The 12,210-nt window shown below is 61.5% G+C and carries 12 protein-coding genes and 2 pseudogenes; 5 read left to right on the top strand and 9 right to left on the bottom strand.

Annotation, left to right across the window (positions count from 1 at the left end):
- Window positions 1–17 precede the first annotated feature (17 nt).
- The 7 genes and pseudogenes from HH308_RS30770 to HH308_RS09570 all read right to left on the bottom strand — a co-directional run bounded on the left by HH308_RS30770 (window position 18) and on the right by HH308_RS09570 (window position 6,249).
- Window positions 18–209 carry a hypothetical protein gene (locus HH308_RS30770; RefSeq protein WP_446684912.1) on the bottom strand — a complete coding sequence of 64 codons (192 nt, stop codon included), beginning with the start codon at window positions 207–209 and terminating at the stop codon, window positions 18–20.
- A gap of 17 nt (window positions 210–226) precedes the next feature.
- A pseudogene (locus HH308_RS30765) lies at window positions 227–492 on the bottom strand (nitronate monooxygenase); the annotation flags it as partial.
- Between the two features lie 315 nt (window positions 493–807).
- A pseudogene (locus tag HH308_RS09590) lies at window positions 808–2,198 on the bottom strand (aldehyde dehydrogenase family protein).
- Window positions 2,198–2,989, bottom strand: coding sequence for a coniferyl-alcohol dehydrogenase (locus HH308_RS09585; protein WP_170193976.1), 792 nt, complete (start codon window positions 2,987–2,989; stop codon window positions 2,198–2,200). Before HH308_RS09585 ends, HH308_RS09590 begins: the two are co-directional and overlap by 1 nt.
- 18 nt (window positions 2,990–3,007) lie before the next feature.
- Window positions 3,008–4,267 carry a cytochrome P450 gene (locus HH308_RS09580; RefSeq protein ID WP_170193975.1) on the bottom strand — a complete coding sequence of 420 codons (1,260 nt, stop codon included), beginning with the start codon at window positions 4,265–4,267 and terminating at the stop codon, window positions 3,008–3,010.
- Entirely contained in the window at window positions 4,264–5,802 is a 1,539-nt protein-coding gene (locus HH308_RS09575) for an acyl-CoA synthetase (protein ID WP_170193974.1), read from the bottom strand. The genes HH308_RS09580 and HH308_RS09575 overlap by 4 nt, the downstream gene beginning before the upstream one ends.
- 45 nt (window positions 5,803–5,847) lie before the next feature.
- A complete protein-coding gene (locus HH308_RS09570; protein WP_170194113.1) occupies window positions 5,848–6,249 on the bottom strand; it encodes an SCP2 sterol-binding domain-containing protein in 402 nt (133 codons plus the stop codon).
- Window positions 6,250–6,338: 89 nt separating this feature from the next.
- Here HH308_RS09570 and HH308_RS09565 point away from each other — a divergent pair, with 89 nt between their 5' ends.
- Together HH308_RS09565 and HH308_RS09560 are read left to right on the top strand one after the other, a co-directional pair.
- Window positions 6,339–7,094, top strand: coding sequence for a TetR/AcrR family transcriptional regulator (locus HH308_RS09565; protein WP_312870507.1), 756 nt, complete (start codon window positions 6,339–6,341; stop codon window positions 7,092–7,094).
- Between the two features lie 123 nt (window positions 7,095–7,217).
- Window positions 7,218–7,856 (top strand): TetR/AcrR family transcriptional regulator, encoded by a 639-nt coding sequence (locus tag HH308_RS09560; protein ID WP_170193972.1) that lies wholly within the window; start codon window positions 7,218–7,220, stop codon window positions 7,854–7,856.
- 46 nt (window positions 7,857–7,902) lie between these two features.
- Here the strand turns inward: HH308_RS09560 and HH308_RS09555 are convergent, their stop codons facing one another.
- Both HH308_RS09555 and HH308_RS09550 read right to left on the bottom strand, forming a co-directional pair.
- Complete coding sequence (locus HH308_RS09555; RefSeq protein WP_170193971.1) at window positions 7,903–8,379, bottom strand: ester cyclase; 477 nt, start codon at window positions 8,377–8,379, stop codon at window positions 7,903–7,905.
- A 35-nt stretch (window positions 8,380–8,414) separates the two neighbouring features.
- Window positions 8,415–9,959, bottom strand: a complete 1,545-nt coding sequence (locus HH308_RS09550; protein WP_170193970.1) for a class I adenylate-forming enzyme family protein — start codon at window positions 9,957–9,959, stop codon at window positions 8,415–8,417.
- Between HH308_RS09550 and HH308_RS09545 the strand changes: the two genes are divergently transcribed.
- The 3 genes from HH308_RS09545 (at window position 9,952) to HH308_RS09535 (ending at window position 12,155) form a co-directional block, all read left to right on the top strand.
- The gene (locus tag HH308_RS09545; protein ID WP_170193969.1) at window positions 9,952–10,650 is read left to right on the top strand and encodes a TetR/AcrR family transcriptional regulator; all 699 of its coding nucleotides are present in this window, start codon (window positions 9,952–9,954) and stop codon (window positions 10,648–10,650) included. The genes HH308_RS09550 and HH308_RS09545 overlap by 8 nt on opposite strands.
- A gap of 312 nt (window positions 10,651–10,962) precedes the next feature.
- Entirely contained in the window at window positions 10,963–11,412 is a 450-nt protein-coding gene (locus HH308_RS09540; RefSeq protein ID WP_170193968.1) for a nuclear transport factor 2 family protein, read from the top strand.
- Between the two features lie 74 nt (window positions 11,413–11,486).
- Window positions 11,487–12,155 carry an AMP-binding protein gene (locus HH308_RS09535; protein WP_170193967.1) on the top strand — a complete coding sequence of 223 codons (669 nt, stop codon included), beginning with the start codon at window positions 11,487–11,489 and terminating at the stop codon, window positions 12,153–12,155.
- Window positions 12,156–12,210 lie beyond the last annotated feature (55 nt).

Genomic DNA, 12,210 nt, shown 5'->3' with positions numbered 1-12,210 from the left:
CGTTAGCCGGTTCTTCGCTATCCCAGAGCAGAGGCGAGCCGCCCCGAAATAATCTGCTCGGCTTTGGCGACCACCCGATGAATGAGATCCGCGCATCGCGGAATATCGTCGATCAGCCCCTGGGCGGTGCTGGCATGCCAGATCCCCGCCTCCAGATCTCCAGTCTCGAAAACCGTGCGGTCGTGGGCGCCGGCGACTAATTGGCGCACATCGTCGAACTGGCCACCACCGGGAGGTGTACCGCTGGATTTGCGCCCGCGGTCTCGACAACCGTCACACCACTCTCGACTATGACGTCACGATAGCGTTCGCAGGCGGGGGATTTATAGCCGGCAGAATCGTGAGATTGACTCCGAAGTTCTTGTCGGTGAGATCTCGGGTTCGCTGGATCTCGACCGCGAGATCTTCCGGAGTCGGTTGCGTCAGCGCGGTAATAATGCCGAGCCCGCCGGCCTCCGAGACCGCTGCCGCCAGCTCCGCTCGGCCGACCCATCCCCAACGAAGCGATGACGAAGCCAACGCCGATCATCGCGCTGTTGCTCAGATAGAATTCCCGCACCTCGGAAATCGGCGCACCGGGACTGATCGGCATTGGCAGGATTCTCGCTATCAGCCACCCGACCAGGGTCAGACAACGGCAGCGGGACCGCCCAACGAGCAGGCGGTGAGTACACGGGAGTTCACGGATCTACTTCCTGTCAGTTCGCGCCGACACCCGACATTAGATTTTCGATGGCCACTGAAGTCGAGGCCGCACTGAAGAAGGTCTGCGCTCGATTCCCGCAGACCTTCAAGAAATTGAAGAATTCAGAACAGTCTTCGCAGCACTTTGGTCGCGAAGTCGCCATAGGGTGGGTATACGAGGCGTAGGTCGGGCCGGGTGGTCTTGGTGAGTACCGCCTTGCGATGGCTGAACGTCTCGAAGCCCCATCGGCCGTGATAGGCACCCATTCCGCTTGGCCCCACCCCGCCGAACGGCAAGGTCGGAACGAGGCAGTGCATCGCGACGTGATTGATCACGGCCCCACCGGCGGGCACGGACCTGACCAACCCGCGAGCCACACTCAGCGATCCTGCAAAGACATAGAAGGCCAACGGCTTCGGCCGACGGTTGATGAAGTCGACAGCTGTGTCAGCATTGTCGATACCGATGATCGGAAGGAGGGGCCCGAAGATCTCGTCTTGCATGACGGCGTCAGTCGGTGCCGGATCCACCACGATAGTCGGTTCAATCGAGATCGACGCGTCGTCGTGCCGTCCGCCCAGGACCACGGTCCCCGTCGTCTGTTCGAGGTAATCGACCAGCCTGCGGTACTGTCGTTCGTTCACGATCTTCTGCATGTCCGCTTCGCCGGAGCGCATGCGGACGACGGCATCTCGCAGGTGCGAGGCCAACTGATCTTTCACGCTGTGTTCGACCAGCACATAGTCGGGGGCGATACAGTCTGGCCGGAGTTCATCAACTTCACCCAGGCGATACGCCGCGCCGCCACTTCGAGATCGGCGTCGGCCAGGACTACCACCGGACTCTTCCCACCCAGTTCCAGCGTCACCGGCGTGAGGGTCTTGGCCGCGCCGGCCATGATCTTCTGCCCGATTTCAGTGCCACCGGTGAACAGGGCGTGGTCGAACCCCGCGGCCAACAGTTCCTGTGTCACCGCGCCGTCGCCTTCGACGACTTTGACCGCATCGGAGTCGAGGTATCGAGGAATCAGTCTGGCGATCAGCTCCGAAGTCGCCGGGGCCAGTTCGGACGGCTTGATCACGGCTGTGTTGCCAGCCGCCAATGCGGCCACCAGCGGCGAAAGTGTAAGGAAGACAGGGTAATTCCACGGTCCGATCAATACAGTCCCCAACGGCTCGTACTCGACGCGTGCCGAGCCAGGCTGCTGGACGAGTGGCAACCATTGCCGCCGGGGCCGAGTCCAGCGTTTGAGACTTCGGTGTGCGAGGTCTATCTCACCTTTGGTGCCGACGATCTCGCCGAACCACGCGTCGTGCGCACTGCGGCCGAGATCTGCGCCGATCGCGCACGCGATGGCGTCCTCTTGCTCATCAAGCATCCGGGCGAGCGCTGTCAATTGCCCCGATCGCCATTGGAGGCTCCGGGTGCGACCGGAGGAGAACACCCGTCGCAGCCCGTCGACTACCACATCAATACCGACCGACGTGACGCCGTCCAGTTCTTGAGCCACCATCAGAACTCCGGAACCGGAACACTGCCCGAGAGCACCGCACCCGACACTCCGCCGTCGACGTTGATCGCCTCACCGTTCACCCAACGTGCCGCGTCGGAGGCCAGGAAAGCAACGACTTCCGCGATGTCCCCGGCGGTGGCGTGCCGCCCGAGGAGTCCGGCCAGCCCATCGATGGTGTCCGCCCCCATCGTCTCGCGGAAGTCCTCGAGAATCGGCGTGTCCACCGGGCCGGGGAGCACGGCGTTGATCCGCAAACCGAGCTCATTGAAGACCAGGCCCATCGCGTGTACGAACACCGTTGTGCATTCCTTGGAGAAGTTGTAGGTGTTGCCCTCCTGCGGATGATCTGCAAACCACTGCGCGCCTTCCTCGAAGGTGTCGGTGGCGAGGAATTCCCGGATCTGCGGAAGGCGTTGCGGCCAACCGAATCCCGCGGTCGAGGACACAATGACAACCGAGCCGCCCGTATTCAGTCTCTCCAGAAACGCCTCAGCAAGGGTCCGCGCCGCGAGCGTATTGACAGCAAAGACGGTGCTGCTCGGCGCGGTTCCCGGCACACCGGCCACGTTGAGTAGCCCGTCGTAGCCACCGCCAAGTGTGTCGAGAGCCGTGGCGATGCTCGCCGGGTCTGCCAAGTCCACCTCGATATGCCGGGTGACCGGCGCGGTTGGCGTGTTGCGATCAAGGCTGTGCACCTCGGCACCGGCCTTGAGTAGCAGTTCGGCCACTGCCTGGCCGATGCCCGACGCGGCGCCGGTCACGACGTATCGCTTGCCGTTGAAGTCATTCATAGTGGTCTGATTCCTTGGTTAGAGGCTGTAGGGCATGGACTTGACGGCGCGAACGAAGTTGCCGGTCAGATACTCGGGCTCACCCAGCGACAGTGTCGGAACCCGATGCAGCAGTTGATCAAACAGCTCGCGTAACTGCATTTTCGCGACGAAGTTGCCCATGCAGAAATGAGGGCCACCGCCACCGAAGCCAACATGCGGATTGGGCGATCGGGTGATGTCGAAGCGGTCGGGCGCCTCGAATACCCGCTCGTCGCGATTGGCCGACGAGTAGATGATCGCGACCCAATCACCTTCTCGGATGAGTTCCCCACCGAGTTCGATATCCTTCGTCGCGGTCCGACGGAACGTCATCACCGGACTGGCGAATCTGACGATCTCCTCGATCGCAGTGCCGATATGCTCGTCAAAGTCGCTCAGCAACACGGCCCGCTGGTCTGGAAAATCCTGAAAGGCTTTGCTGGCCAACGTGATCGAGTTCCTGGTGGTGTCGTTGCCGGCCACCGACAGCAGCACGAAGAACGCTGCGATATCTTCGTCGGTCAATCGCTCGCCGTCGACTTCGGCCTGCACCAGATTGGTCATCAGATCGTTCTTGGGGTGTGAACGGCGCTCCTCCGCGAATTCGAAGCCCATCTCCAGGAGCGCCACAAGTGACTCGTTGAGGACCTCTCCCGGTTCCCGACCGGCAGCGACATCTTCGTCGGCCCATGACACCATTCCGTCGGCGTGATGCGCCGCTCGTTCCCGGGCATCGAGATTCTCCAGGCCGAGCATTTCGTAGACCGTCCACATCGGCAGCCTCTTCGACACCGCGGAAACGAAATCACCTTCGGGCGCAGCGATCAGATCGTCGACGATGACTGTCGCCTGATTTCGGATCTGGTCGTGGATCTTCGCGATCTGCTTCGGGGTGAACGCAGCACTCACCAGACGACGAAGCTTCGCATGGCGCGGATCGTCCATCCCCAGGAATGAACCCGCGGCCGTCAGGATATCTTCGGGGACTTCTTCGAACTGAAACCCCTGTCCCGAACAGAAGATCGCCGGGTTCTGGCTGACGTAGCGGACCAGTTCGTGGCTGGTGACCACCCAGACCCCATTGTTCTCCGGTGGCATCAGGGAGCCCTCCAAGGGACGATGCCAACTGACCGGACGCTCGCGGCGCAGGATTCGGAAGGTCTGGTCGCGCTCCTCGGCGGTCGACGCCCAGAAGTCAACCGACGAAATGGACAGCGGGTCGTACTGGCGCCGGGTCGCGGTTGTTGTCATGCTCATGCTCCGACCGTCGAATATTTCCTGACGAGTTCACGTTTGACGAGTTTCCCGGTCGGCGTACGTGGCAGCGACTCGACGAAATCGACCGAACGCGGCGCCTTGTAGTGCGCCACTCGGCCACGGACGTACGAAATCAGTTGCGCGGCAAGCTCATCGTCACCGGTGATACCCTCCTTGAGTTGCACCACCGCCTTGACCTGCTGTCCCATCTCCGGATCAGGGACGCCGATGACTGCTACGTCGAAGATCTGCGGATGGAGCGTAAGGACGTTCTCTACTTCCTGCGGGTAGATGTTGACTCCACCGGAGATGATCGTGAACGACTTCCGGTCGGTGAGGAAGAGATAGCCGTCGTCATCAAGGAAACCCAGGTCGCCCACGGTCGTCCACGTTCCGTGCGTGGGATGCTGGGCTTCGCGCGTCCTTTCCGGATCCTTGTGATACTCGAAAGGAAGTGTCTCCCTTTCGAAATAGATCAGACCAACCTGTCCGGCTGGAAGTTCGACGCCATTGTCGTCGCAAATGTGCGCGATTCCCAGTCCGCGTTTTCCCACTGATCCGCGCTTCTTCTCCCACTCCGAGGAAGAGATCAGGTAGATGCCGTGCTGTTCGGTAGCCCCGTAGTATTCGACCAGGATCGGTCCCCACCAATCGATCATCGCCTGCTTCACTTCGGGCGGACACGGCGCGGCGGCATGCACGGCGATGCGCAGTGACGAGGTGTCGTACTTGGTGCGGACAGCTTCATCGAGCTGCAGCATGCGCACGAACATCGTCGGCACCATTTGCGTCACCTTGACGTTGTATTTCTCGATAGCCGCAAGCGCGCCTTCGGCGTCGAACTTCTCCATCATCACCACGGTGCCGCCCAGCGCATGCACTGCTCCGGACCACTTGAGGGGCGCAGTGTGGTAGATCGGCGCAGGCGAGAGGTACACGTCCGATTCGCCGACGGCGAAAGCCGACGACACTATTCCGGTGATCGGATCACCCGGTTGGTCAACCTCGATCGGCAGGAGCATCGGGCGAATTCCCTTGGGCCGACCGGTGGTACCCGACGAGTACAACATGTCGGAGCCGCGCGGCTGCGCGGTCAGGCGCGGGCCTGCCTCGGCGAGCAGTTGAGAGTATGGCGCGTAGCCCTCCACGTCGGCGCCGAACGCATAGCGATGCCGCACGTGCGGGAGCAGCGGCACGACACTCTCGGCGAGATCACGCACGCCCGCCGAGACGAAGAGCACCGAGGCATCACTGTCGTCGATGATGTACGCCACTTCGTCCGGCGCCAGGTGCCGGTTGATCGCGGTGACGTAGAGTCCGCTTCGCAGTGCGGCCCAATAGATTTCGAAGCACTCGAGGGCATTGTCGGTCAGCATCGCTACCACGTCACCGCGTCGCAGCCCGAGCCCGTGCAGGGCCGCAGCCAAATCGGCCGAGTGCCCGTCGAGCTGACCGTAGGTGATGCAGCGCCCTGATTCGGCGGTGATCACCGCCGGGCGATCGGGTGCCTTCGCGGCATGAACTCCTGGGTACATGATCTCCAGTTCCCCTCTTAGGTGGTGTGGCGGCGACGGCCGTAGTCAGGCGAGCAGGTCGTCGCGGCCGTCGGCCTTGAGCGCCTCGATGTAAGCGGGATACAACTTCTTGCCCAGCGGGGCGAGCTTAAGCAGGCTCGCGACATTTCCGTCGACTTTGATTCGGCTCTTTGCCATCGCCAGTGGAAGGTTGACCTTGCCCTGCCAGTACGCGTTGCCCGTGTCAGCGCTCATCGACATCTGCGCCGAGACCTCTTCGGTTCCATCCGAGGAGGTGACTGTGCCCTTGCGCGCGTCGATCACCAACGCGGCATCCGGCTCCGTGTAGACGGTCTTGAGCACGATCCCCGTGTTGCGCAGCTTGTCGCCGATCTCCGGGTCGGCGAACGCCGACTCGAAGATGCCGCCCAGGTACTTCCGAACTTCGTCCGCATCCTTGAATCCCATGGTCATCCTTCCAAATGTGACAGTTACACCAGTTCACTCCAGCTCTGGCGACGCGTCGGTGAGGCTGTCCGGCAAACATAAGTTTTCTTATGCAACCTGGTCGGAGCCTACCGTCAGGCATCCGGCTTGTCGAGAGATTTTTAAATATTGATTCGAAACTCTCGTCAAGAGGTATCGTGACCTGCAAGTTCTCGCCAGGCCCCCACCAGTGCCGCATGACATTCCCGCCGACGACACGACTCCCTGGGCGTATCTCGAGTTATGCTGACTCCCGTCAGGAGGCCGATATGCCAGTCCGACCCGATAGGTCGACAACCGCATACTTCGCTGCCGCCTACACAATCCTGGCTGAAGACGGATACGCGGGCCTCAAGCTGGCGCAACTATGCGAGCGTGTCGGCGTGACCACCGGCGGCTTCTATCACAACTTCAAGAACTGGCGAGATTTCACCACCAGATTCCTCGAGCACTGGCATACCGACCGCACCACTCGACTCATTGCACTTGTATCGCAGGAATCCGATCCTCTCGCGCGACTGCAGCTTCTCCTGAACACCGCATCCAACCTTCCGCACAGCGCAGAATCGGCGATCCGCGTATGGAGCACAACCGACCGCGAAGTCGCCGTAATGCAACGCAGCGTCGACCTCGAGCGTCTGCAGATCGTCATCGAAACCTTCCGAGAGTTGTCTCTGCCCGAGGACGCGGCGCGCCGACGCGCCGTTTCAGCCCTATACCTGCTAATCGGACACGAACAAGCCGGCGGCGTCGCAGACATCGAAGCTTTGCGATGGGCGCTAAATGCCCTCATCACCTCGGCACTGGCACCTGACGAGCGACCCTGACTGGTTTCGACGTCGGGTTGATTCGATGCATGCACCGACCACCGTCACCGCAGTCCTTCGCCGCCCTTCCGCTCGGGAACGGGTGCGACGCGCGCATTTAACGTTCTATTAGAATCTGTAGCCATGCCTCCACGTAAGCGCCAGTCCGCCGCCATCGAGGGCGGCGCCGCAGCAGCCTCCAAGTCGGAGCGAACGCGTGCCCGGATCCTGGATGCCGCCGCAACGGTGCTCAGTCGCAAGGGTTATGCCGGCATGCGCCTGACCGACGTCGCCGAAGCCGCGGAGCTTCAGGCGCCCGCGATCTACTACTATTTCAACTCCCGCGAAGACCTCATCGAAGAGGTCATGTGGGCGGGGATCGCCGACATGCGACAGCACGTCAACGCGATCATCACCGAGCTTCCCGACGGCACGGATCCGCTCGAACGCATCCTCGTTGCCGTCGAGGCACACTTACGCCACGAGTTGGAGATCTCCGCGTACACGACCGCGTCGATCCGAAACGCCGGTCAGATTCCGGAACACATTCGCAAACGCCAGATCGCCGAGGAGAAGAAGTACGGCAAGATCTGGCAGGGCCTGGTGCGCGCCGCGTACGACGAAGGGGCGATCCGGCAGGACCTTGACCTCTATATCGCGCAGATGCTCGTGCTCGGGTCGTTGAACTGGGCTGCAGAGTGGTGGAGTCCTCGCCGCGGAAGTGTCGAGAAGGTGGTCCAGAACGCCCAGGGGTTCGTACGCAGTGCGCTGCAGCCGGAATGAGATGCCAGCGATCCGCGACGGCGGGTGCCGACGCGGATCTCGAAATCTAACAGCGTCGATAGATCCCGGTCTGCTTGGTCAGGCCGATCAGATCGTAGACCGCATTCAGATGACAGGCGCGATCGCCCCGAAATGAGAAGACCTCTAGGCCGGCGAACGCGAATGGTTTTCCAGTGCCGGGCACTCCCGGAGGATCAAGGACTCCAGTGAAATGCCCGGTACCGCGCCAGCTGAATGCCGCAGTGCGTGTCTCATCGCTGAACATCGGCGGCGCTGTCACTTCCCAGATTAGATCTGGGTAGGCACGGAGAACATATCTCAAGTAGTCGCTCATGGCTTGTTGCCCTCGGACCTCCCAGTTGGTATGCCTTGTAGTCGGGCTGTCCAGAACGAAATCCTCGGTCACAATATTCTTCACCCCCTCGAAGTCGTGGGTATTCCATGCATCGATCCACTTACGATACCAAGCAACAGCAAACTCCCGATCTAAGACACCGACGTCCACAGAAGGCGAATTCGTCATATCATCCCTTTCATAATTTTCATTCCCTAGCGAGATCAATTGATCCTGCGGTCTAACTCCGACCAGTACTGCTCCCGAAGTTCGCCTTTACGAACCTTTCCGGTTGCCGTGCGCGGTAGATCCATAACCACGTCGACACTCGTCGGACACTTGAAAGAAGCTAGCTGCGAGCGTGTATAAGCGATTAACTCGGCCGGATCGACGATATACCCGGAACGCGCAACCACTACCGCCTTCACCGTCTCACCCCATTTCGCTGACGGCACGCCGATTACCGCGGCTTCGGCGACTGGAGCATAGCCGGCAAGCACCTTTTCGATCTCCACGGGATAGACATTCTCACCTCCACTGATAATTACGTCCTTCGCGCGATCGAGCAAGAAGATATACCCATCCTCTATCCGTCCTATATCACCGGTCCTCAGCCACGAATCACGAGTCAGCACGCTGCGCGTTTCTTCAGGTTTTCCGAAATAGCCGACAAGAGTCTGACTCGAACGAATCCAGATCTCGCCCGGCTGTCCGTCCGGGACCACCGCTTCGGTCACCGGGTCAACAACGCGCACCTGCACCCATGGATACGGACGGCCAGCGGACAGTAGCAATCGCCGACGAGGGCCGTGCGGATCATGATCGACCGGGTCCAGTTGGGCAAACGCCCCCGTCGCCTCGGTCAGACCATAAATTTGCGCGAATTCGCAGTCAATGAGTTTCATTGCGTCACCTACCACCGCTGGCGCAATCGGTGCTCCCGAGTAGGTGATTCGACGCAAATAAGTGAGCTCGCTAAGGCGCTCTCCGAACGCCAATAGGGCCGTTATCATCGCCGGTACGAAGAAGGCCGTCGTCACCCGCTCACGAACACCAATATCGATCAGACTTTCGGGATCAAAGTCAGCCACCAACACCGTCGTCACGTCGGAAGCGACACCCGCAATAGCCCACGCAAGGCCTCCCATGTGAAATAGCGGCAGACAAGCGAGGCTGACGTCGTCGTGCCGAAATCCCCACATCGGCGCAATTTCTGTCGTCAGTGTCACAATGTTCCGGCCGTTATCGAACATTGCCCCCTTGGGCTCGCCAGTCGTCCCCGAAGTGTAAAGCTGAAAGGCAATGTCCACCGATTCTGAACGCATCGGAAGGCTCGACCGCACGGGCTCGACCACGGACCCCCACAGTGAATCTGAAAACTGCACCGGCACCCGCTCCGCTCGCCGTCGATTCCATAGATCGACAGTGCCCGAAAACTCCCGGTCGACTACCACCAGGCACGGATCCACGTCGTCCAACAGAGATTCGATCTCGGCAGCGGCCAGTCGCCAGTTCACCGGAACGTAGACCAGCCGAGCGATGCTGGAACCGAACAGGGCGACAAAGCAGGCCGGGCTGTTCTTACCGAGGAACACCATTCTGCGCTGCGCGACGATCGGCAACTCGTCGAGCGAGGTCACGAAGGCACGCACGTGCGCTGCGATCTCACCCCAGGTCAGCGCGCTCGAGCCGAACCGGAGCGCAACCTTGTCCGAGCTGTGCGCAATCCGTTCGTTCAGCAGGGAAGTCAACGACTCTGCCATGGTCATCTCCATAATCTATCGACCGTCCGATTTTGTCTTTCTATCACAGATTAGAAATTGCAACAAGCTCTCCGCTCTCGTCCGAACGCATCGGCTCGACTATCCTGCCTGCGTGGCAGAACCGCAGCAGATCACAAAGGCAATGCGCACCCGAGAGCGCATCATCGACTCGGCGGCCCGCGAGTTCGCGTGGCGAGGCTACGACGGAACGAGCCTGCGGCACGTCGCGGCCGGCGCCGGCCTGAAGTTAGGGAGTTTGTACTTCCACTTCGCGACCAAAGATGAGTTGCTCGCCGAAGTGTTGCGCGGCGCCGTAGAGCTGGCCACAGCGCGAATCGACGAGGCGGTAGCCGAACTCGGGCCCACACCGAGTGGCAGCGACGTTCTGTCAGCGGCGATCGGAGCACATTTGCACGTGCTCCACGAGTCCTACGATATCGGAGCCGCTGTTGTGCGCGTTATCGATCAGCCCGCCGCCGACGCCTCAGGTGTGCTCGACCAGTCCAGGCGATACTTCGACACCTGGCGCCACCTGGTCGCAGTGTCACGAGGCAATGCCAACCCGACCGACGGAGATCGCCTGACGGCGATTCTCCTGCTCGGCGCCATGAACGCGACCCTAGGTCGCCGGCAGCCAGATACGAGCAACCTTGAATCGATCATCGCCGCAGTCAGGCACCACTTCGCCTTGAGTTGACGACATAGGCCAGCCGAAGCGCAGCATGCCCCAGCATCGCTCAGCACACTGGACTGTAGAGCGATGGAGCCCCGCCGCGAAACGCCGACCCGGAGGTCCATGTCTGCAGGCCGCACCGAACGCCGGAGCACAACGCACTTAGATTTTTGAACTGATAATAGATTATAATCTGAATAGGCCAGCGCCGCAGCACGCGACGGCGTGAATTGAGATCCCCCGGACCGGCGCCAGCCCGATGTCGGGCAGCGAAGCCCGGGCGGCCCAACTGGCAAATCGCCCATTGGCCAATGGCCCCACACGGAGAGATTCCCGATGACTGAACCCACCACTCCCGCGCCACGTCCTGGCGAACCAGGTTTTCTCCAGCACTACACCACCGCATGGTCCTCTGGCGACGAGCCGCTCTTGCGCACCGCCTTCGCCAAGACCGGCATCTACATCGACACCGGGATGGGCCACACGTACACCGGAGTGTCGGATGTGGCCCGATTCTTCCGACACATGCTCCGATTCTCCAGTGACACGCACGTCGACTTCACATCTATCGTGGTCGACGGGAACGACTTCACGGCGGAATGGATTTGGTCCGGAACCGCCGACGGCCCGCTCTCACTCGGCAAGGCTCTGCACCCGGCCACCGGCCGCCGGTACGCCGTGCCCGGCGTGGCGGTGTGTCGATCGGACGACGCCGGCCTCGTGGCCTATCACCGCGACTACTACGATGTCCGCGATCTCATCAACCAGATCGGAGTGGAGATCTGACGTGGCGCGCGGCTCCCACCTCACGCAGCCGATCGCCCGCGCCGCTGGCCTGAAACCTGACGGAATCGCGACTATTGACCACGACCGGCAGCTCCTCACGCAGAGTTCTCGACGCGGTGCGCGCGGTCGCGGGCGGGCTGCGCGAACTCGGTGTTCGCCCCGGAGACCGGATCTCCGCGCTCGCGATGAACTCCGATCGCTTCTTGTTGCACTATCAGGCGGCGTGGTGGCTGGGCGCCATTCCAGCACCATTCAATACTCGCTGGTCGATCAGCGAGATGATCTACTCGCTGCGCGACGTCGGAGCAACGGTGCTACTCGTCGACAGCGCCTACAGTGATCGGGTCGACGCGATCACGGCCGCATGCCCTGACGTCCGGCACGTGATCACATTGGACGACGCCGACCTCACGAACGGCATCCGCGTCGGTGATCTGGTCGCCCACGGGATCCCGATCGACGATGCAGGCCACAGCGGGCAGGATCGAGACTGCATACTGTTCACCGGCGGGACGACCGGTTTCCCGAAGGGTGCGTTACTCAGCCACGACAACGTAGTGACCGGCGGCGTGGGGATGCGCGCCATGGGCTGCGACACCTCCCAGCGGCTTCTGCATGCCGCCCCGCTGTTTCACATGGGTGGCGTCCAGATGGCGTCCGGCCATTGGTTCGGCAACGGAACGCACGTCCTCGTGCCCGGTTTCGTCCCGTCGACAGTCGCCGACACCATCGAGCGGCGGTGAAGGAGCCGGCCCCAGCCGTCACTTGACAGCACTTTCCCGCGCAGACGGCGGTTCT

The organism is Gordonia asplenii (assembly GCF_012933505.1).
GTDB lineage: Bacteria > Actinomycetota > Actinomycetes > Mycobacteriales > Mycobacteriaceae > Gordonia > Gordonia asplenii.
The sequence above is the reverse complement of the archived record's forward strand: the minus strand, read 5'-3'. Positions and strand labels throughout refer to the sequence as shown.